The 20,001-nt window shown below is 64.3% G+C and carries 22 protein-coding genes; 15 read left to right on the top strand and 7 right to left on the bottom strand.

What is annotated here, in order from left to right; genetic code table 11:
* The 7 genes from Q7T26_01755 to Q7T26_01725 all read left to right on the top strand — a co-directional run.
* The coding region (locus Q7T26_01755; protein ID MDO8530884.1) for a SufD family Fe-S cluster assembly protein at positions 1-189 on the top strand (189 nt) is incomplete at its 5' end.
* Positions 190-223: 34 nt separating this feature from the next.
* Positions 224-988, top strand: coding sequence for a Fe-S cluster assembly ATPase SufC (gene sufC, locus Q7T26_01750; GenBank protein MDO8530883.1), 765 nt, complete (start codon positions 224-226; stop codon positions 986-988).
* A gap of 22 nt (positions 989-1,010) precedes the next feature.
* Positions 1,011-2,363, top strand: coding sequence for a Fe-S cluster assembly protein SufD (gene sufD, locus Q7T26_01745; GenBank protein MDO8530882.1), 1,353 nt, complete (start codon positions 1,011-1,013; stop codon positions 2,361-2,363).
* The gene (locus tag Q7T26_01740; GenBank protein ID MDO8530881.1) at positions 2,360-3,631 is read left to right on the top strand and encodes a cysteine desulfurase; all 1,272 of its coding nucleotides are present in this window, start codon (positions 2,360-2,362) and stop codon (positions 3,629-3,631) included. The genes sufD and Q7T26_01740 overlap by 4 nt, the downstream gene beginning before the upstream one ends.
* A complete protein-coding gene (locus Q7T26_01735) occupies positions 3,631-4,089 on the top strand; it encodes an SUF system NifU family Fe-S cluster assembly protein (protein MDO8530880.1) in 459 nt (152 codons plus the stop codon). Before Q7T26_01740 ends, Q7T26_01735 begins: the two co-directional genes overlap by 1 nt.
* 24 nt (positions 4,090-4,113) lie before the next feature.
* Positions 4,114-4,596 carry an Rrf2 family transcriptional regulator gene (locus tag Q7T26_01730; protein MDO8530879.1) on the top strand — a complete coding sequence of 161 codons (483 nt, stop codon included), beginning with the start codon at positions 4,114-4,116 and terminating at the stop codon, positions 4,594-4,596.
* 54 nt (positions 4,597-4,650) lie between these two features.
* Entirely contained in the window at positions 4,651-5,079 is a 429-nt protein-coding gene (locus tag Q7T26_01725; GenBank protein ID MDO8530878.1) for an iron-sulfur cluster assembly accessory protein, read from the top strand.
* Between the two features lie 200 nt (positions 5,080-5,279).
* Here Q7T26_01725 and sufT read toward each other — a convergent pair whose 3' ends face one another.
* The gene (sufT, locus tag Q7T26_01720; GenBank protein ID MDO8530877.1) at positions 5,280-5,828 is read right to left on the bottom strand and encodes a putative Fe-S cluster assembly protein SufT; all 549 of its coding nucleotides are present in this window, start codon (positions 5,826-5,828) and stop codon (positions 5,280-5,282) included.
* Between the two features lie 240 nt (positions 5,829-6,068).
* On the opposite strand from sufT, the gene Q7T26_01715 reads away from it, so the two are divergent.
* From Q7T26_01715 to Q7T26_01685, 7 genes are all read left to right on the top strand, one after another.
* Positions 6,069-6,890, top strand: coding sequence for an NUDIX domain-containing protein (locus Q7T26_01715; GenBank protein ID MDO8530876.1), 822 nt, complete (start codon positions 6,069-6,071; stop codon positions 6,888-6,890).
* A gap of 92 nt (positions 6,891-6,982) precedes the next feature.
* Entirely contained in the window at positions 6,983-8,734 is a 1,752-nt protein-coding gene (locus Q7T26_01710; protein MDO8530875.1) for a hypothetical protein, read from the top strand.
* A 6-nt stretch (positions 8,735-8,740) separates the two neighbouring features.
* Complete coding sequence (locus Q7T26_01705) at positions 8,741-9,001, top strand: hypothetical protein (GenBank protein ID MDO8530874.1); 261 nt, start codon at positions 8,741-8,743, stop codon at positions 8,999-9,001.
* A gap of 91 nt (positions 9,002-9,092) precedes the next feature.
* A complete protein-coding gene (locus Q7T26_01700; protein MDO8530873.1) occupies positions 9,093-9,458 on the top strand; it encodes an iron-sulfur cluster assembly accessory protein in 366 nt (121 codons plus the stop codon).
* 79 nt (positions 9,459-9,537) lie between these two features.
* Positions 9,538-10,605 carry a hypothetical protein gene (locus Q7T26_01695; protein ID MDO8530872.1) on the top strand — a complete coding sequence of 356 codons (1,068 nt, stop codon included), beginning with the start codon at positions 9,538-9,540 and terminating at the stop codon, positions 10,603-10,605.
* A gap of 49 nt (positions 10,606-10,654) precedes the next feature.
* Positions 10,655-11,200, top strand: coding sequence for a peptide-methionine (S)-S-oxide reductase MsrA (gene msrA / locus Q7T26_01690; protein MDO8530871.1), 546 nt, complete (start codon positions 10,655-10,657; stop codon positions 11,198-11,200).
* A 95-nt stretch (positions 11,201-11,295) separates the two neighbouring features.
* Complete coding sequence (locus tag Q7T26_01685; GenBank protein MDO8530870.1) at positions 11,296-12,345, top strand: ATP-binding protein; 1,050 nt, start codon at positions 11,296-11,298, stop codon at positions 12,343-12,345.
* Between the two features lie 16 nt (positions 12,346-12,361).
* Here the strand turns inward: Q7T26_01685 and Q7T26_01680 are convergent, their stop codons facing one another.
* The 6 genes from Q7T26_01680 to ilvD form a co-directional block, all read right to left on the bottom strand.
* On the bottom strand, positions 12,362-13,678 hold the full coding sequence (locus tag Q7T26_01680) for a glycerate kinase (protein ID MDO8530869.1): 1,317 nt from the start codon (positions 13,676-13,678) through the stop codon (positions 12,362-12,364).
* Between the two features lie 76 nt (positions 13,679-13,754).
* A complete protein-coding gene (locus tag Q7T26_01675; protein MDO8530868.1) occupies positions 13,755-14,117 on the bottom strand; it encodes a hypothetical protein in 363 nt (120 codons plus the stop codon).
* A 14-nt stretch (positions 14,118-14,131) separates the two neighbouring features.
* Positions 14,132-14,986 (bottom strand): deoxyribonuclease IV, encoded by an 855-nt coding sequence (locus Q7T26_01670; GenBank protein ID MDO8530867.1) that lies wholly within the window; start codon positions 14,984-14,986, stop codon positions 14,132-14,134.
* Between the two features lie 116 nt (positions 14,987-15,102).
* Positions 15,103-15,360, bottom strand: a complete 258-nt coding sequence (locus Q7T26_01665) for a hypothetical protein (GenBank protein ID MDO8530866.1) — start codon at positions 15,358-15,360, stop codon at positions 15,103-15,105.
* 6 nt (positions 15,361-15,366) lie between these two features.
* The gene (locus Q7T26_01660; GenBank protein ID MDO8530865.1) at positions 15,367-15,678 is read right to left on the bottom strand and encodes an AbrB/MazE/SpoVT family DNA-binding domain-containing protein; all 312 of its coding nucleotides are present in this window, start codon (positions 15,676-15,678) and stop codon (positions 15,367-15,369) included.
* Positions 15,679-16,749: 1,071 nt separating this feature from the next.
* Entirely contained in the window at positions 16,750-18,432 is a 1,683-nt protein-coding gene (gene ilvD, locus Q7T26_01655; GenBank protein ID MDO8530864.1) for a dihydroxy-acid dehydratase, read from the bottom strand.
* Between the two features lie 534 nt (positions 18,433-18,966).
* Between ilvD and Q7T26_01650 the strand changes: the two genes are divergently transcribed.
* Positions 18,967-20,001, top strand: a 1,035-nt coding sequence (locus Q7T26_01650; GenBank protein MDO8530863.1) for a hypothetical protein, incomplete at its 3' end; no start/stop codon positions are given.

The following is a 20,001-nucleotide window of genomic DNA, read 5'->3' as shown; positions in this document are numbered from 1 at the left end:
GAGGCTTTCACCTCCAAGGTCAGCGAGGAGCAGCTCTTTTACTGCCAGCAGCGCGGCATCTCCCAGGAGGACGCGCACTACATGATCATCAACGGCTTCTGCAAGGACGTTTTCAAAGAGTTGCCCATGGAGTTCGCCGTGGAGGCATTCCAGCTCCTCAAGGTGAGTCTGGAAGGGGCAGTGGGCTAAACAGCCCACTACAGAACGGGAGCGCTACGACACTATGCTAATCATTCGCAATCTTCATGTGTCCATCGGGGACGCGGAAATCCTGAAGGGCGTGGACCTCACGATCAACTCCGGTGAGACGCACGCGCTCATGGGACCAAACGGCTCCGGCAAGAGCACGCTCACCAAGGCGCTGGCGGGCCATCCCGCCTACACCATCACCCAGGGCGAGGTCACTTTGGGGGGCAAGAACCTCCTGGAGATGCCGCCCGGGGTGCGCGCCCGCGAGGGCCTCTTTCTGGCCTTCCAGTACCCGCTGGAGCTGCCCGGCGTGCGCGCGTACCAGTTCCTCAAGTCCGCCGTGGACGCCCTGCGCGCCCATCGCGGCCTGGAGCCTCTGGACATCAAGAGCTTCAGCAAACTGCTGGACGAAAAGATGAAGCTGATGGAGATTGAGCCGGCGCTGATGAAGCGCTCGGTCAACGAGGGATTTTCCGGCGGCGAGAAGAAGCGCGGCGAGATGCTCCAGATGCTGATGCTTGACCCCAGGCTCGCGCTCCTTGACGAGACCGACTCCGGCCTGGACATTGACGCCCTGAAGGTCGTGGCCAACGGCATCAACGCCCAGCGGGGGCCGTCCAAGGCGATGCTGCTGGTGACGCACTACCAGCGACTTCTCAAGTACGTCACCCCGGACTACGTCCACGTCCTCATGGACGGGCGCATCGTCCGCTCCGGCGGGCGCGAGCTGGCCCATGAGCTGGAGGAGAAGGGCTACGACTGGCTCAGGGAGCCCGCGCAAAGCGGCGCCCGCGCATAGGGCTAAGGAGAGCACGGATCATATGACTCAAGTCCTGACACGCGACGACGCCTACCTCGCCGATTTCCAGAGCCTGGAGACACAGCCGCGGCAAGACGGCGCGGCGTGGGTCCAGACCCTCCGTCAGCGGGCGTGGGCCCGCTTCACCAAGCTGGGTTTCCCCACGGCCGTCCGCGGGAACGAGCAGTGGAAGTACACCAGCGTTGCCGCTATCGCCCGCAGTTCATTCAAACACCCCGCGGACGTCCGCCCGAAAGACCTGAGCGAGGCCGCCCGGCTGCTGGGCCGCGCGCCAGCCCATGCCGACTGGACAACCCTTGTCTTCGTCAATGGCCGCTACGCGCCGGCGCTGTCCACGGCGCTGCCCGAGGCCGACGGCGTCCGCGTGACCGGCCTGGCCACGGCGCTTACCACGCACGGCGCGTCGGTGGAGAGACATCTGGCGCGGTACGCCGCCTTTGAAGACGAGGCGTTCACCGCCCTCAACACGGCCTTCCTTCGGGACGGGGCCTACGTCTCCATCCCGGACGGCGCGTCCGTCCCATCCCCCGTGCACGTCATCTTCGTCACCACACCAGGCGAGCAGCCCATCGTCACGCACCCCCGGACATTGGTCGTGGCGGGCCGGCACAGCAGCCTGACGCTCATCGAAAGCTATGTGGGCCACGCGAGCGGCCCCTACTTCACCAACGCCGTCACGGAGATTGTGGCCGGCGATGGCGCTCGGATTGAGCACTACCGGCTGCTTCTGGAGAGCCGCGACGCCCTCCACGTGGGCACGTCGCGCGTGCGGCAGGAAACGGACAGCGCCTTCTCCTCGACTTCTTTCGCCGTAGGGTGCGCCCTGGGCAGGAACGACTTCCATGCGCTGCTGGACGGACAAGGCGGCTCCTGCGTCCTGAACGGGCTGTCCCGGCTTGCGGGCAGGGAGCACCTGGACAACCACATGGGCATTGACCACGTCCGGCCCCATACCACAAGCCGGATGAACTACAGAGGCATTCTGGACGGAGCGTCCACCGGCGTCTTCAGCGGGCGCGTCCTGGTCCAGAAGGAAGCCCAGAAGACCGACGCCGAGCAGCACGACAAGAACCTCATCCTGTCCAGAGAGGCCCAGGCGTTCACAAAGCCAAGCCTGGAGATCTACGCGGACGACGTCAAGTGCTCGCACGGGGCTGCGGCGGGAGATATTGACGAGGACGCCCTGTTCTACATGCAGAGCCGGGGACTGGACAAGGCGGCGGCCCGCAACCTCCTCATCCAGGCCTTCGCCAGCCAGATTATCGACACCGTGAAGCCGGAGCCGCTTCAGGACTACCTGAACAAGTTGTTCGCGGGAGCGCTGCCTGGCTTTCAGTTCGGGGAAACGTCATGACCGCGCCACGTCCCGCCGCCAGCCCGCGCCTGGCGGAGCGCCCTGCCCGGACATTCGACGTCGCCAGGATTCGGGAGGACTTCCCCATCCTGAAGCAGCAGGTCCACGGGAAACCGCTGGTCTATCTGGACAACGCGGCCACCAGCCAGAAGCCCCAGGTGGTCATTGACACCCTCGTGCGCTACCTCACCACGATCAACGCCAACGTGCATCGCGGCATCCACTACCTGAGCGCCCGCGCCACGGACGAGTTCGAAGGCGCGCGCGCCAAGGTGCGTCTGTTCCTCAACGCCGCGGAGGACCGCGAAATCATCTTTGTGCGGGGCGCCACCGAAGGAATTAACCTGGTCGCGCACAGCTACGGCAGGCAGCACATCGGGCCGGGCGATGAGGTCGTCATCTCCCACATGGAGCACCACTCCAACATCGTCCCCTGGCAGATGCTGTGCCAGGAGCGGAGCGCAAAGCTGCGCGTCATCCCAATCAACGACGCCGGCGAACTGCTGCTGGACGAGTACGAGAAGCTGCTGAACCCCCGCACAAAGCTGGTGTCCATCGTGCACGTGTCAAACTCTCTGGGCACTGTCAACCCCATCGAGGGGATCATAGCTGCGGCACATAGCCGCGGCATCCCCGTCCTAGTGGACGGCGCTCAGGCCGTGCCCCACATGGCGGTGGACGTTCGAAAGATGGGATGCGATTTCTACGTCTTCTCCGGCCACAAGGTCTTCGGGCCGACCGGCATCGGCGTGGTGTACGGTAGGGCGGAGCTGCTGGAGGCCATGCCCCCCTACCAGGGCGGCGGCGACATGATCAGGTCTGTCACCTTCGAGAAGACCACATACAACTCCCTGCCCTATAAGTTCGAGGCGGGGACGCCCGACGTCAGCGGGGCCATCGGCCTGGGAGCGGCCATAGACTACGTGACCGCCCTCGGACTCGATAGGATAACAGCCTATGAGCACGAATTGCTGGACTACGGCGCCCGTCGCCTGGCCGCCATTGACGGCCTGCAGATCATCGGCACGGCGAAGGACAAGGCCAGCATCCTGTCCTTTGTCCTAGAGGGCGTCCACCCGCACGACATCGGCACCATCCTGGACGGCGAAGGCATCGCCATCCGGACGGGCCATCATTGTACGCAGCCACTCATGGACCGGTTCGGCGTGCCCGCCACCGCCAGGGCATCTCTGGCCTTCTATAACACGCGAGAGGAGATTGACGCGCTGGCGCAGGGCATGCAGCGCGTCATCGAGGTCTTGAAGTAGTGTCGTCCGTTGACCTGCGCGAGTTGTACCAGGACCTCATACGCGAGCATAACAGCAAGCCGCGGAACTTCCACGCACTGGAGGGCGCGAACCGCAAGGTGGACGGCTACAACCCTCTCTGCGGAGACAAGCTCACCGTGTACCTGAAGGTGACGAGCGATGTCATACAGGATGTCGGAATCCAGGGTTCGGGCTGCGCCATCTCTCGTGCGTCCGCTTCACTCATGTCCGAAAACGTCAAGGGCAAGACCGTGGCCCAGGCGGAGAAGCTGTTCAAAGCATTCCGCGCCATGATCACGCGGGAGCCAGGCGCTGATTTCGACGCCGACGCACTGGGCGACCTGGAGGTCTTTTCCGGCGTCTCGGAGTATCCCGCGCGCGTCAAATGCGCCACCCTGCCGTGGCACACGATGCACGCCGCTCTGGCAGGAAAAGGAAAAGAAATCTCGACTGAGTAGGCCTGGCCAGGGGGAGAAACGCTTATGCACATTCCGATAGCGGTTGACTATGGAGTCCGGGCGCTGGTGGACATGGCACAGCATGTGGACCAGGGGCTGGCCCGCACGTCGGACATCGCCCGGCGCAACGCCATCCCGGAGCTGTACCTGGAGCAACTCCTGCATACGCTGAACAGGAGAGGGCTGACGCGGAGCCAGCGCGGCCCCCAGGGAGGCCACGCGCTGGCGGTCAACCCCACGGACATCACGTTGAGCATGGTGGTGGCGGCCCTCGGCGAGACGCCGACCTTGGTGCCCTGCATGGACAACCTCGACAAGTGCTCCCTGGTCCCGGCCTGCGCCCAGCGGGACGTGTGGCGGACGGTGGAGCAGGCCATCCGCAATGTCCTGGACACCACCACCATCGAGGACCTGGTGACACGGACCAGTCCCACGCCGCCGAAAGCGGACGTGGCGGTGAAGCCGATGCATCCCGTGAAAGAGCCCATCGCCGTCAGAGGCCCGTGAACTGGCCTCCAGGACGGCGATGGAGTAAACTAACAGGTGGGAGGAGATAATGCCATGATCACCATTACACCTTCAGCGGCGGCCCAGATCAAGGAAATCATCGCCCAGGAGAAAAAGGACGGCTTGGCCCTCCGTCTCTTCCTGGACAATCGCAACGGCGGCGGCCAATACGGCCTTGGCTTCGACGACCAGGTGCGCGAAGGCGACACCGAATTGGAGAGCGAAGGCCTGAAGATACTGGTGGACTCCGCCAGCGCCCCCTACGTGGCCGGCTCGGAGATTGACTTCGCGGGCGGTCTGGAGGGCAAGGGATTCACCATCACCAACCCCAACGCGCAGCACATGCATGGCGAAGGTGGCTGCGGGAGCGGCGGCTGCGGCGCGGGCGGTTGCGCCTGCGGGAGCAGCAGCGAATCCGGGAGCGAGGCTGGGAGCGGTGCGGGTGGCTGCGGGAGCGGCGGCTGCGCCTGCGGTGGCCACTAACCCACGTTGGGTTTTCCGCTAGACACCATCGTCCGCCCATAGGTCAAGAGTTCGGCCCTTGTCCGAGACGCAGCCGTGCGGATGGAGGGAGTCCCGCCAGCCTTGGCGCCGGACTCTCGTGAGTCCCGTAAACATAGAGAGCGTCCTTCTCGTACGAGAAGGACGCTCTCTATTTGTCACGCCGCAAGCGACACGGCGGCTCACATGCCGAGGGCGAGCCTCGCCTCTTCGGTCATCAAGCTGGTGCTCCAGGCAGGCTCCCAGACCACCTCCACGCAGGCCTCGGTGACACCGGGCACGGTCAGCAGCTTGGCCTCGGCGTCCACCTTGAGCACATCGCCCATCCCGCAGCCGGGCGCGGTCATGGTCATGCTCACGTCCACTCTGTTCCCGCCCTGGGGCAGAGGCGTGACGCGGCAGCCGTAGATAAGCCCCAGGTCCACGATGTTAATCGGGATCTCCGGGTCGAAGATGGTCTTCAACTGCTCCCACAGCAGCGTCTCGTCCACCGGCCCCTGTGACGCGGCGGGGGCCGCCTGTGCGACGGGCGCGACCACCTTGCCCAAGACATCGGCGTCTTTCGCCGCAATGCGCGCCATGTCCCCCTGCTCCGTTATCACACTGAAGGCGCCCCCCAACGTCTGCAGAATCACCACAAGGCTGCCCTGGGTGAGATGCAGCTTCACGCCGCTGGGGACCTGAGTCGCCTCGCAGTCGCGCTTAAGGGTAACCTGCTCTTCAGTCATCATATTGCTGTCACGCTCTCTCCCCGTCGAGCCGCGCGCGGCCGGTTGAAGGCGCACGGCGCGACAAGCTAACACTCCCCCTACAACCATTATAGGAGTCCGCCCTACGGCGGTCAAACGGAGAACGAGTCCAGTCCGCAGCCGGTTCGAGTCATATTAAGACGCGCCGCAGCGGCAGGGGCCTTGCCTCGCCGGAGACGCACGCCTACAATGAGCGCGGCGCACTTCTCTCGGGAGGCATCCTTGCACGTCTCCGGCCTTTACCACATTCTGGCTACGGGGCGCTTTCGTCCGAACGACGTGGTGTGCCGCTTCGACGGCGCGGCCACCGTCACGCTCACAGAGGCCCAGCGGACGGAGGTCCGACGCAGCGCCGATGCCTTGCGTGGGCAGGGGCGCGTGATTACCGCGGAGCCGCTCTACCGGCTGGTGTCCTACAACGTGGACGGCGCGTCGCTGGTGCTCCACGTGGGCAAAACCGACTACGAAGAGTACATCGGCACGAACGGCTGTCACCGGGAGTGGCGGACGCAATGCGGCGCCGCCGCCATGTCCGACGCCCTGGCCGTGTCCGCGGTCACGGAGACAGCCGACGGCATGCTGGCCATCGAGCGCCGAAGCGAGAGGGTAGCGGAGCGGCCCGGCTTCTACCACGTGAAGCCGTCCGGACACCCGCGCCCGCCGGAGGGCTTCACCCAGGGCGTGCTGACGGAGTTGGAGGAAGAGTTGGGAGTGCGCCCACAGGAAGTGACCGAAATGGTCTGTACCGGCCTCGTTCGGGACGCCGCCAACTACAAGCCGGAGCTGACCTACATCCTCCGAATCCGGGCCGCCGCGGCTGACGTGCAGAGCCGGTCAAAGGCAGACGCATGGGAGTCCGCCGAGCTTTGCTTCTTCCCGGCCTCGCCGGACGCGCTGGCCGACTGGCTGGCGCGGCACCTGCACGACACAGTACCCGCGGGCCACGCCGCGCTGCTGCTGTACGGGCGGGAGCGCTTCGGCGAGGGCTGGTGCGAGCGCGTCGCGGCCAGCTTGCACGCCATGCCGCGGGGAGTTGAGCCATGATGAGCGGGACAGCCATTCGCCTTCGAGCACATAGCCTCGGAGGAGTACGTAGTCTTTGGATATAGATAGCGTATAGCTTAAGGAGGGAACCCATGCCTACGGACATCACCATCCTGCCGGAGCCGCTGGTTGACCCTCGCGGCGCCTTTCGCGGCAAGCCCGCCGCCCTGGCGTCGCGCCCCGCATCCCTGAAGGGCAAGAGCGTCCTTCTCCTGGACAACAGCCAGCTCGGCGCCGAGCTGCCCAATTACGGCCCGCTCTTCCGCTGGCTCTCCCAGCGTTTGCAGCAGGACCACGGCGCCCGCTGCTCCCAGGACTCCCGCAATCTCCTCCTGGGCGGCAAGGAGCATCTCGTCGCTCAGGCGGATGAGATCGCCGGCGCCCGCGTGGACGCCGTGGTCGTGGCCCTCTGCCACGCCGGCGTCACCCAGCCGTCCACCCTCTTCGCCGCCGAACTGGAGCGCCGCGGCATACCCTGCGTCCTCCTCTGCACCGACCTCGGCCTGCCCCTGGCGGGCGTCACGGCGTCCACCTACATCCCGGGCCTGCCCCTCGTCCTGGCCAAACCCGCCACCGGCTCCGCCGACGCCTTCGGCCAGCGCGAGGCCAACGCCGTCGTGCCCGACGTGGTGGCCGGCCTCACTCTGCCGCCCACCGACCTCAAGAAACGCTTCACCAAGCGCTTCCCCTCCGCCAGCCCGCGCATCGCCGGCAAGGCAGGCGAGATGCGGCTCACCTCCCGCGTGACGACGCGCGCCAACCTGCGCAATGGCAAGACCACCGCCGAGGTGGACCCCGGACGCTTCGCGGTCGACCTCTACGAGGAGCTTTGCGCCGCCGACATGTGCGACGGCTTCCCGGTTATTCCGCCCACACGGGAGCGGGTGCGCGCCATGCTGCGCTCCACCGACCTGGACCCCGACTTCCCTCTGGTGGAGGAGTGCCCGCCCAGCGGCGCCGCCGTCACTGTGCAGGCGCTGGCGGCCAACGCCGTCATGGCGGGCTGTCGCCCCGAGTATTTCCCCATCCTCGTTGCCGCCTTCCAGGCCATGGCCGACCCCGCTTACCGCTTGTTCCAGGCCGCCATCACGACTCACCCAGGCGGCAACGCCATCGTCGTCAGCGGCCCGCTTGCCGAGCAGATCGGCATCCATTCCGGCGCCGGCTGCCTGGGGCCGGGCTTCCGCGCCAACGCCACCATCGGGCGCGCCATCACCCTCACCATCCTGAACGTCGCCCGCGCCGTCCCCGGCAAGTCGGACCTCACGGTCTTCGGCTCCTCCGCGGAGTTCACCTACTGCTTCGCCGAGAACGACAAGGCCAATCCCTGGACACCCCTGCACACCGACCTGTACGGGCCAGACGTCACCTCCGTCACCGTCCACAAGTGCGAGGGACCGCACAACGTGCTCGGGCCGCACGGCGGAGGGCCGGAGGCGCTCCTCAACACCATCGCCTCCACGGCGGCCACCCAGGGTGGAAACAACATGACCCACCTGGGTCAACTCATCCTCTTGCTGAACCCCGGCCACGCCAGGATGATCGCGGACGCCGGGTGGAGCAAGCAGGACGTCAAGGAATACCTGTTCGAGACGGCGCGCCATCCCGTTGAAGTCGTGCGGCCGCAACTGGCTCGGGCAATTTTCCCGGCCTACTTCCTGAAGCTGCAGCGGGTGCCCGTGATGCGCTCGCCGAACGACGTCATCGTGGTGGTGTGCGGAGGCCGCGGCCCGCAGTCCATGGTGGCCGTGCCCTGGGGCCTTGCCAGCGCCGTGAGCCGGCCCGTCACGCGCAAGGACGGGACGCCGCTGCGCTCGCTCAAACAGCAGGCGCGCTTCAGATAGCCCGGCGTGGGACCGCCCGCAGAGGGAGGCGCGGGAGTCCGCCGACAGTGTGACCCGGCACTCATCCGGTGGCTGGAGACGATCCTGGGTACAGAGCACGTTGCTGGAAAGCGCGAGGGAGGGGCGAGCGCGAACGGTCGAGGTATGCTCACCGGCCCGCATGCCGCCTGGTCGCTCCGCCTTCTCTCCGCCCGGTACACCCGGACCTGGACGCGCTCCAGCGTGACCAGCCCGTCCTTGATGGCGCTGCTGGGGCCGGAAGCTTGACGCCCGTGCGCGCCCTCCCTACAATAGATAGCAGAGCACCGGTTGAGAAGTCCTCACAACGAGGCCGGGGCTCACGGGGAGGGAAGTGCCTATGACCACAGCGAACGAGACCAGGACATCTACGCTGGCCCCCATCATCAGCATCACGCCGAAGGCGGGGGCGCAGATACAGAAGGTTGCCGCGCAGGAGGGCAAGCAGGGCTACGGCCTGCGCGTCATGGTCGCGGGCGGCGGCTGCTCCGGCCTGTCCTATAAGCTGACGATGGAAAACCAGACCCGCCCGGACGACAAGGTCGTCGAGGAGCACGGGGTCAAGATCTACGTTGACCGCAAGAGCGCCTTCTACCTCACGGGCACCGTGCTGGACTTCAGCGACGGGCTGAACGGCAAGGGCTTCGTCTTCGCCAACCCCAACGCCAAGAGCACCTGCGGCTGCGGCAACTCCTTCTCCGCGTAGTCGCACCCACGTCGAAACGTCCAGACAGGGACGGCAGCCGCTTGCGTTGCCGTCCCTGTTCTGTCCAAGGAGACCCCTGATGCCGCAGACGCCGCTGCACGACCTTCAGAAGGCCCAGGGCGCTACGTTCGCCGACTACGAGGGCTGGCGGATGCCGCGCGCGTTCGCTGGCCCCGCCGCCGAGTACCGCGCCTTGAGCGACGCGGCGGGCGTCACCGACCGCTCGCACCAGGGCCGGCTGCGCCTCACGGGCAAGGACGGCCTTGACCTGCTCCACCGCGTCACCACCAACGCCCTGCTGGACATAGAGCCGCTTCAGGGCAAAGCCACGTTGCTGCTTACCAGCAAGGGCCGCATCATAGACCTCGTCTTCGTGGTGCGGCTGCCCGATCACCTGCTCCTCGTGACCGGCCCCGGCTGCGCGCGTAAGGTCCACGACGGCATCGCCAGGTACATCGTCACCGAGGACTGCGCGCTGGAGGACGCCACCGAACGCACCGGCCAATTCCGCATCGTCGGCCCGCGGTCCGCCGCCGCTCTGCGCGACGTGCTCGGCGCCGACCCCTTGTCGCTCGCCAAGTATCGCTTTATGTCAATAGCGTGGCGCGGAGAGACCGTGCTTGTCGGCGGCGCCGTGCCGCTGGTGGGCCTGCCCTCCTACCATGTCTTCGGCTCGAACGAGGCGGTGCGCGGCCTGTGGCGCGAGATGACGGCGCAGGGCGTCTCGCCGGTGGGCGTCGAGGCGTACGAAGCGCTGCACATCGAGACGGGCCTGCCCGCCTCCAACACGGAGTTCATGGAGGACTACAACCCGCTGGAGGCCGGCGCGGCGTCGCTCATCAGCTTCACGAAGGGCTGCTACGTGGGCCAGGAGGTCGTCGCGCGGCTGAACACCTACAAGAAGGTCCAGCGGACCGTCGTGCAGTTCCGCTTCCCCGGCGGCGCACCGGTGGCGCGCGGCGTGCGCGTGCTGAAGGACGGACGCGACATCGGCCTCGTCACGAACCCGGCGCACCACCCGGAGCGCGAGGAGACGCTCGCCATCGGCTTCGTAGCGCTGGCGGAGGCGCGGGCGGGCCTCGCCGTGAGCGCGGCGACGGAGCGCGGGCCGGTCGCGGGGCAGATAACGAAGCTGCTGGCGTTCTAAGCATTCGACCGTCCTTCGATAAGCTTGATGGGGTGCTGAAAGGGGAGCTATGGAGCACCATGCGGAGACTTCCACTCTGGCGGGCGGTTGCTTCTGGTGCCTTGAGGCGGTCTTTCAGGAGCGCAAAGGTGTCGAACGCGTCGAGTCCGGCTATTCAGGTGGCCATGTACTCAACCCGACATACAATCAGGTCTGCTCCGAGACCACAGGCCACGCCGAGGCGGTCCGCATCACCTATGATCCCTCGATTATCTCGTTCCGTGATCTGCTGGACGTCTTTTTCAGCATGCACGACCCAACGACGCTGAACCGCCAGGGAGCGGACGCCGGCACGCAGTACCGCTCCGCTATCTTCCACCACAGCCAGGAACAGAAGGCCGTCGCCGAGCAGGTCATCCGCGACCTGAACACATCCCGCGTGTGGGACAGACCGATTGTCACGGAGGTCACGCCGTTCGCCGCGTTCTACCCGGCTGAAGACTATCACCGCGACTATTTCAGACGTAACTCCGCTCAGCCCTACTGCCAGATAGTCATTGCGCCGAAGGTCGCGAAGCTCCGCAAGCAGCACCTGGACAGGCTCAGGCGCAAGTGACGCGGCGACGGGCGAGAGGTGGGCCGCAGGGCATGACGCTCGTGGCCTTAGATTTGAGTATACTGTTATGAAAACACGGGGGGCAACGCAAACCCATGAAGCCGCTTTTTGACTGGTCTGTTGAACTCCGTAGAATGCTGGATCGTCGAGACCCAGAGAACTTGCACCTGGACTATAAGCAGAAGGATGCCCTTTTGCCGCTATCGAAAAAGGACAGGGCATCGGAGATCAGCAAGGATGTCTCCGCCTTTTTGAACAGCGATGGCGGCACCATTATTTATGGCATCCGAGAAACGGCCATTGGTAAACAGAATCTCCCGCAACCTTTTGACCCTCAGAAGGATGGATTTGACCCGTCTGAGATATCTAAGGAAGACATAGAGAACCTTATCACGAGTAACATTCAATACAGGCCAGGCCCTGACCTGTTTTGTATTTCAACAGTTCCGATGCAGAATCGCTACATTTTCGTGGTGGACATCGCCAGGAGCAACCACGGCGTATTTCAGGCCAAAGGCAAGAGATACTACAAACGATTCAACTTCAAATCAGAACCTATGGAGCACTATGAAGTCGAAGACGTAAGAAAAAGAGCCATCAGTCCCGACCTGAGATTGATCTTGGGTCTCACAGATACATGGGAATTCGATATTTCGAGGACTTTGAACTACCAGTCCCAGCAAGATGTTTACTTGGGTTTGATCAATCGAGGGCAAACGGTCGTCGAAACCGCCTTGATAGAATTTGGGCTATCCAGTCGCAACCTTCCTTCGTCCATAACGAAGGAATCTAAATACGGTTTCTTCGTATATGCAAATGAACGGAAAGTGCAAATCGATGGTGGACAGCCCACAAGAGTTCGGTGGTATTGTTGCCGCTGGACGCCGCAGAATCTTCAACGCCATTATAGGCCGCTGTTTCCCACAACGGACCCTGAGTATCTTATGTCCATTTGGTTTCAAATCCCACAAGGGAATGATGTGGGCAACCCACTGAAAGGAATCGAATTAGGAGACATCTATTGGAGAGTTCAGGCCCCTAACATGATGCCCAAGACAGGCATGCATTCTCTGAAATACGCTCTGGATAAGCTTTCCATAGAATTGGACCCACGAATTGTACAGGTCAGTCCAATAACAGAATAGCTTCGCCGCTACTTCCCTACACCACGCACGCCACCACGATGTCCGCTACGTTCGTGCCCGTCGGGCCGGTGCGTATGAGGCCGCCGACGTCATCGAAGAAGCGGTACGCGTCATTGTCCGCCAGGTAGCGGTCGGGCGCCAGCCCCCGCGAGCGCGCCCGCACCAGCGTCGCGCCGTCCACCATCGCGCCCGCGGCGTCCGTGGGACCGTCCACGCCGTCCGTGGCGAAGGACGCCAGCGCCACACCGTCCAGCCCGTCCATCTCCGCCGCGGCGGCCAGCGCCAGCTCCTGATTGCGCCCGCCTTTGCCCGCGCCGCGCACCACGACCGTCGTCTCACCCGCCGCGAGCAGGCACGCGGGCCGTCGAACGGGGCCATCGTCGCGCGCTATCCGGCGGACGAGCGCGCCGAGCCTCGCGCCGACCTCTCGCGCCTCGCCCGACATCTCCGGCAGGACGTGGACGCGCAGGCCAAGCGCCTCCACTCGGCAGCCCGCCGCGGCCAGCCCGTCCCGGCCCGACGCCACGATGACGTTGTGCACCCGCGCCCAGAACGGCTCGCCGCCCTTGGGCGTCTCCGGCACGCCGCCCGTAATGCCCAGACGCAGCCGCTCCACGACGGCGCGCGGCGACTGGGCCAGCAGGCCGTACCGCTCCAGCGCGCGCAAGGCGTCGGCATACGTGGTCGAGTCCGGCGACGTGGGCCCGCTGGCGATGCTCTCCAGGCGGTCGCCGGACACATCGGAGATATAGAGGCCGAGCACCCGCGCCCGCGACGCCAGCCGCGCAAGCTGCCCGCCCTTGAGCCGCGAGAGGTGCTTGCGGACGGCGTTCACCTCGTGAATCGTCGCGCCGCTGCGCAGCAGAAGGCCCGTCGCACCCTGCTTGTCCTCCAGACTCACGCCTTCGACGGGCAGGGGCAGCAGCGCGGAGCCGCCGCCGGAGAAGAGGCACAGGACAACGTCATTCGACTGCGCGGCCCGCGCCATCTCCGCCACGCGCTGGGCCGCCGCCATGCCCCTGGCGTCCGGCACCGGATGACTCGCCTGCGCCAGCGCGATGCGGCCTATTGCGGACGGCGCACTGTCAGGCACGGCCACGCACCCCGCGACGATGCGCTCGCCGAGGACGTCGTGAGCGGCCCGCGCCATGCCCACACCCGCCTTGCCCGCGCCGACCACGTACACCCGCGCATTCGCGGGCAACGGTGACTCCGCCAGCGCACGACGCACTGCGGCGTACGGGTCCACAGCGACCAAAGCGGCAGCCAGAATATCGTAAACGAGGCGGCTCGGGCCAATGGCAGTGTCGCGCAAACGCGTCAGAGCTTGCAAAAGCCTGCCTTTCTACGGGACAAAAAAGAGGGCTACCAGGGTAGCCCTCTTGCCGTCGCTGCAATGGCCCAATCCGTCACCTTCTGGGGCCGTCCACGTTCCGACCGCGCCAGCGCTTTTCCGGACTGTCCCATCGCCACACCAGGTACAGGAAGTAGGCCAGGAGAAACAAAATGGCGGCGCTGAAGACAATCAGCCGCCACAGGCCGGGCAGGAACATGCGCAGGACAAGCCCCACGCCGAGCAGGATGAGGCCAATGACCAGCAGCCGCGCGGGGTTGAAGTTGCGGAAAGGCTGCAGGGCGCGGTCTCGAAATCGTCGCAGCTTCTGGCCCAGCGTCTCCGGCGGCCGCTCCGGCAGGCCGCCCGTCCGGCGCAGTATCTCCTCGATTTCCTTCTCGATCCAGTCGCCGCCACTTCCCTTCCCCTTGTCCGCCATGGTGTCCCCCTGCCTCAGGCCTGCCGCCCGCGCAACTCCTTGAGTATCTCCACGTTCCGCCTGTCCGGCCCCTGGCCCTCGAAGCCGGGCACCTCCAGCAGAAACGGAACGTCCTTGAACGCCGTATGCCCCATGATGACCTTAAAGCCCTTGAGGCCGATGTGCCCCTCGCCGATGTTCTCGTGCCGGTCCAACCCGCCGCCGAAGGGGCATTTGGAGTCGTTCGCGTGGACGGCCCGCAGCCGCTTCAGACTGATGTGCTTCTCGAAGTCCTCCAGCGTCCTCTCCAGACCGTCACGCTCAGCTACATTATAATACCCCGACGCGAAGGCGTGCTGTGTGTCAAGGCAGACCTGCACACGGTCGCTGCCCACCTCGCGTATGATGCGCCCGATGTCGGCGAACCGGGAGCCGATGCTGTCGCCCATGCCCGCGCTGTTCTCGATGAGGAGCATGGTAGGCGTGGGGCTGCCGTCCAGCACCTTGCGGATGGAGTCCACAATCTGGGCAATGACGTTGTCCAGCCCTGCGCCTTTATGGCTGCCCAGGTGGAAGATGACTCCCGCCGCGCCGATGTGGCCCTGCAGGACCATCTCCGCCGTCAGGGAGGCGATGGACTTCTTCAGGTTCTCCGGGTTGGCCGTCGCCAGGTTGATAAGGTACACGCCGTGGATGAACACCGGCTGGACGCCCTTTTCCTGCGCCTTCTTGCGGAACAGCGCGGCCAACTCCGGGGCGAGGGTCGCGCGACGCCAGCTCTGGGGCGGCGCGCCGAATATCTGGAGCGCCTCCGCGCCTATCTCGACGCCCCTATCCACGGCCTTGTCCAGCCCTCCCGCCGCTGAGACGTGCCCGCCTATCTTCATCATCTTCCTCTCACACTGATTTCCGTCGGCCCATCGTCGCCATCTCGTGCGACACAGCCTTCACAGGGGCCTTCGTCGTCTCGACGGTCCCCGCCCGTTGCTGGTGGGCTATCATCGCGTCAAAGTAGCTCCAAACCATTGTGATTATCCACATTGCGTAACACGAACGCATTCCCCCGTCTCTCAAACGTCATGCGATATTTAGCATCCACATAGGCCTCAAAGATGCCTTCCGCTTCTTCCACGGGATGGCTGCGTAACCCGGGATGCCTGAAGTCTTTTTCCAGCAACGAGAGCGCCTTGTCCACTTTTCTTTGGACGGATGTGGGTAGCCGTGCATACTGTTTAACGAACTGCTCGGTGAATTGGATGGGCACGGCAGGCTAGGCCCTGCGGATTGCGCCATGGCGCTTCTGGGCCTGCTTATGAAGAAAGGCAGCCGCACCTGTGGCGCTCGCGAACTTGTGGACGCGCCCCGCGTGGATGTCTTCCTGCGCCTGTCGTTCGCCCTCCTGCCAGCGCCGGGACCAAAACCCGTCCTGCCCCTTGTCCACCAGCTTCTTCGCGCGCAGCACGATCTCGCCGTCCTGCACGCGGACATCAAGGAAGTCGCCCTCCTCAATACGCAACGCCTTGCGAACGGACAGGGGCAGCGTGACCTGCGCCTTCTTGCGCACCTGAACCAGTTCCGGCATAGGCACAATCCTTACGTGGTCTGACTTTCCGACAGTCCTACTTTAGCAGACGGAGGCGGGATGCTTCAATAGCATAGACCTCTGCCGTTGACACATACGCGCCGATTTTCATGGGCCTGTACGCAGTCCTACAGACGCTGTCAGGTTAAACGCCTGACTGCGAGGCATAAGCACAAGAGACCACGTCAGGGCCTTCGTCCGACCAACGAGCTTGAGTGTACCTCGTCCACCGTTTGACCGCCGACCAAGTAAATATGGTCTATTGCAGACAGTTGGTGGGGCTTAAGTTTTGCCAGCCGTTGGTGAGTGTAAGGAAGAAACAGACGTAGCTCGGAAACTAACCAGCAATCCAAAAGGAGCACCGTGCTATCAGCACCTTTTGCCTTAGCGACCGCAAGCTGCCTATTCGCCTGTGGGCCCTTTTGGGGATCAAATATCTTATCAAGCCGCTCTTGGCAAGTTCGAACGAGGTTGTCGTTACTAGGTGATGAAACGCCTAGCTTTAGTTCACAGCCTTGACGAGAATCCAGACCTAGATAAAGTCGGCTCGGCCGCCATTCTCCCCACTGCTTATACTCATCAAGAGTGCTTCTCTCTCGAGGCCAAACGGAAAACTTGGCCGCAACTGCAGGGCCTATATCCTTTAGCCCTCCCATCTGCAAAGTGGATGCCTCGTGGGGAATAACTTCGGCGAGAACGTGGAGCAACTCCTTCCGTTTCTGTTGGGGAAACGCGATGGTAGCGTCAGCGTGAATCAGAACCGTGCCTCTCAGTTCGGTTTGTATTTTCTCCTTAAGTTGAGTACACAGCTTCTGCCAATCCGACGACCGCCTCTCTAGAGCCTCACGGAGTACGTTTTTGACCTCGATGCCAAACCAACCGTCGGAACCGTCTTGACGTGCCACGTAGTCCCAGTTTGTGTTTCCGACGAGTTCCGGGAAAACCAAATCCGCTCTTTGAATAGCGTACGCAGTCCTATTTTGGGTGTTATACCAGTCAATAAACGTTTGAGCGCAAAAGCGCTCCGATGGCTTCTCCTCCTCTTTTTTTCTTGTTATGACCATCATGCCCCTACCCCGTCACTGCCCCCTCCGAAGCGGACGAGACCAGCTTGGCGTACTTGGCCATGACGCCACGTGTGTAGTGGGGCGCGGGCGGCGTCCATTTGCTGAGTCGCGCCTTAAGCTCCTTCGCGGAGAGCTCCACGTTCAGCTTCCGCGCCGTGACGTCGAAGACGATGGTGTCGCCGTCGCGCAGGGCGGCGATAGGCCCGCCGACCGCGGCCTCCGGGGCCACGTGGCCCGCCATCAGGCCGTGGGTCGCGCCGGAGAAGCGCCCGTCGGTCAGCAGCGCCACCTGGTCGCCGAGGCCCTGGCCCACCAGCGCCGCAGTCACCGCCAGCATCTCGCGCATGCCGGGGCCGCCCTTCGGCCCTTCGTAGCGGATGACCACCACGTCCCCCGCCTTGATCTCGCGCTTCTGGATGGCCGCGAAGGCGTCCTCCTCCCGGTCGAAGACGCGCGCGGGGCCGCGATGCTGCATCTTCTCATGGCCGGCAACCTTCAGCACGCACCCCTCCGGGGCCAGATTGCCTCTCAGGATAACCAGGCCGCCCGTCGGCGAGAAGGGATTGGACAGGGGGCACACCACCGTCTGCCCGGGCGTCTCCACGACGGCCCGCGCCTCCTGGCCGATGGTGCGGCCAGTGACCGTCATGACGTCGCGGTGGAGAAGGCCCGCGTCCAGCAGGCGCTTGGCGATGAGACCCACGCCGCCGGCCCTGTACAGGTCGGTCGCGACGTAGCGCCCCCACGGCTTCAGGTCGGCAAGGAGCGGCGTGCGAGAGCTGATGCGGTCGAAGTCGTCAATGGCCAGCGGAACGCCCATCTCCCGCGCGACGGCCAGCAGGTGCAACACGGCGTTGGTGGAGCCGCCAGTCGCGGCCACCGACGCAATCGCATTCTCGATAGCCTCCCGCGTGATAATGCGGTCCGGGCGAAGGTTGCTCCGCACCAAGTCCATCACCATCTCGCCACACTTGAACGCCACTTCGTCTTTGCGCGGGTCCATAGCCGGAACGCTGGCGCTGCCCATGGGCGAGATGCCCAGCACCTCGAAAGCCATCGCCATCGTGTTGGCGGTGAACTGGCCGCCGCAGGCCCCGGGGCCGGGGCAGGCGTGCCCCTCGATCTCCCACAGCTCTTCCTGGGAAATCTTGCCCGAGGAGTAGGCCCCTACTGCTTCAAAGACGTCCTGGATGGTGATATCGCGGCCACGGTACTCGCCGGGCGCGATGGAGCCGCCATACAGCATCAGCGAGGGCAGGTTCAACCGCGCCTGGGCCATGACCGAGCCGGGAATGGTCTTGTCGCAGCCGGAGATGGTCACCAGGCCGTCGAAGAGATGGCCGCGCGCCACCAGCTCGATAGAGTCCGCGATAGTCTCCCGGCTGACCAGAGACGCCTTCATCCCCTCGGTGCCCATGCTCACGCCGTCCGACACGGCGATGGTGTTGAGTTCCACGGGCGTGCCCCCGGCGGCGCGGATGCCCTCCTTGACCTTGGCCGCCAGGCGGCGCAGGTGGAAATTGCAGGGCATCACCTCAATCCACGAGTGGGCCACGCCGATAAGCGGCTTGCGCATATCTTCGTCGGTGTAGCCTATGGCCTTCATCATGGCGCGGGCGGGCGCGCGGTCCGGCCCGTCGAGAAGGATGCGGCTGTGCTGCCTGGGGTCATGAGTCGCTGGTGTCATGCTCCGCTCCTGCGAGTCCCGCGCCCCCGGCTCGGCCTTGTCAGCGCGCCGCGGGGCACGCGGGAGAGATATGCATACGTGTGCCTATTTTACACCATGCGCGCGGCGAGCATACAAAGCACACCTCCGCCTTTCCGCAGCACCTCCGGCGTCACGGGGCCACAGTGGTAGTGTGTTTTACCTATCGCACATCTTACACGGTAGTGACCCCGCTTCATTGACCCATTCAAGCCGCAGGTGTTACGTTCAATTGAGAACCGTCCCCCTATATCTCCCATCCAACGATTGAATCCCCGAAGACGCCGGGGCAGAAAGGGGCGCCTCTATGACTGTATCAAGGACTATATCAAGGGTAACGCTCAAACGCTTCTCTGTTCCGGCACGGCTCCTCATCGCCCTCCTCCTTGCTCTCGCCCTCACGGCGTGCACTCTCCACCGCAGCGGCAGGACGCCGCCCAGGGCCAAGCCGCCCCTACTGCGACCCCTGCGTCGCTTGCCCCCACTCCGGCACGTTCTGGACCTGCTTCGCTCGGCGTGCCCGCGGCGAACGACCCTGTGCCCTCCTGGCCAGCTTCTCGCCCGCCCAAGCCGCCGCCACCGCCACCGGACACCCGCCAGTCCACCACGGGCAAGATTTCCGTAGGTCAGACTGTCACCGTAGCTTCGACTGAGGTGTCCCCGTCCGGCGGGCAGATTGAGTACACGCGCCCCGGCGACCCTCTGAACGGTCTGAAAGTGACCGTACCGGCCAACGCGTATCCGGACAAGCGCACCTTCAAGGACTTCAAGGACTTCAAGGACTTCAAGGCCACCTCACCGCTCATTACGGTGGATAACGGCGGCGCGTATTCCAACGAGATGATGAAGATGACGGTGCCGGTGAAGCTGGCCCCGGATGAGTTCGCCATGGGTTTCCTCTATGACGACAAGACCGGCAAGCTGGAGGGAATGCCGCTTCTGGCAATGAGCGCCACTTCGGTGACCGTGGGGACGTACCACTTCTCCAGTGGCATCATCGGCGTCATTGATTCCAAACTGCTGAAAAAGGACATTGACAGCGGCTTCCGCCCGGGTATTGACGACTGGCAGTTCGTCAATCGCGGCTCGTACATCGCGCCCGGCGGCCACTGCGCCGGCCAGGCTCTCACCGCCCTCTGGTATTACGTGACCCAGCCGGATGGCAAAGACCTGACACTGTACGGCCGCTATGACAACAACCGTGTCACCCCCGAAACGCCGGGGATATGGGAGGACGACAGCTACGGCTATCGTTTCGCCTCGGTCATTCAGGCGGACACCAAATGGGACAGCTTCGCCAACACTCTTTTCAACAATCTGGCTGGCCTGGACGACGAAATGACGCTCAAGGCTTTCACGTACGCCGTCCAGGTAACGGGCGAGCCGCAATATGTGGGCATCCGTTCAAGCCTGGGCGGCGGGCATGCCATGATCGCCTACCGCATCAAGGACAACCAGTTATACATCGCCGACCCCAACTACCCGGGCAACAACGACCGGCGTATCGAGTTTGTGAACGGCAAGTTCAAGCCGTACAACTCGGGGGCGAAC

The sequence above is a fragment of the Dehalococcoidia bacterium genome, from assembly GCA_030648205.1.
Lineage (GTDB): Bacteria > Chloroflexota > Dehalococcoidia > JAUSIH01 > JAUSIH01 > JAUSIH01.
This window is presented reverse-complemented; position numbering and strand designations above follow the sequence as displayed.

Excerpts from the sequence above, each read along its gene's own strand:
- Q7T26_01685 (MDO8530870.1), top strand. The coding sequence starts at position 11,296 with ATGAAGCCGCTTTTTGACTGGTCTGTTGAACTCCGTAGAATGCTGGAT.
- Q7T26_01710 (MDO8530875.1), top strand. The coding sequence starts at position 6,983 with ATGCCTACGGACATCACCATCCTGCCGGAGCCGCTGGTTGACCCTCGC.
- Q7T26_01675 (MDO8530868.1), bottom strand. The coding sequence starts at position 14,117 with ATGGCGGACAAGGGGAAGGGAAGTGGCGGCGACTGGATCGAGAAGGAA.
- Q7T26_01740 (MDO8530881.1), top strand. The coding sequence starts at position 2,360 with ATGACCGCGCCACGTCCCGCCGCCAGCCCGCGCCTGGCGGAGCGCCCT.
- Q7T26_01695 (MDO8530872.1), top strand. The coding sequence starts at position 9,538 with ATGCCGCAGACGCCGCTGCACGACCTTCAGAAGGCCCAGGGCGCTACG.
- sufD (MDO8530882.1), top strand. The coding sequence starts at position 1,011 with ATGACTCAAGTCCTGACACGCGACGACGCCTACCTCGCCGATTTCCAG.
- msrA (MDO8530871.1), top strand. The coding sequence starts at position 10,655 with ATGGAGCACCATGCGGAGACTTCCACTCTGGCGGGCGGTTGCTTCTGG.
- ilvD (MDO8530864.1), bottom strand. The coding sequence starts at position 18,432 with ATGACACCAGCGACTCATGACCCCAGGCAGCACAGCCGCATCCTTCTC.
- Q7T26_01660 (MDO8530865.1), bottom strand. The coding sequence starts at position 15,678 with ATGCCGGAACTGGTTCAGGTGCGCAAGAAGGCGCAGGTCACGCTGCCC.
- Q7T26_01670 (MDO8530867.1), bottom strand. The coding sequence starts at position 14,986 with ATGATGAAGATAGGCGGGCACGTCTCAGCGGCGGGAGGGCTGGACAAG.
- Q7T26_01730 (MDO8530879.1), top strand. The coding sequence starts at position 4,114 with ATGCACATTCCGATAGCGGTTGACTATGGAGTCCGGGCGCTGGTGGAC.
- sufT (MDO8530877.1), bottom strand. The coding sequence starts at position 5,828 with ATGATGACTGAAGAGCAGGTTACCCTTAAGCGCGACTGCGAGGCGACT.
- Q7T26_01700 (MDO8530873.1), top strand. The coding sequence starts at position 9,093 with ATGACCACAGCGAACGAGACCAGGACATCTACGCTGGCCCCCATCATC.
- Q7T26_01725 (MDO8530878.1), top strand. The coding sequence starts at position 4,651 with ATGATCACCATTACACCTTCAGCGGCGGCCCAGATCAAGGAAATCATC.
- sufC (MDO8530883.1), top strand. The coding sequence starts at position 224 with ATGCTAATCATTCGCAATCTTCATGTGTCCATCGGGGACGCGGAAATC.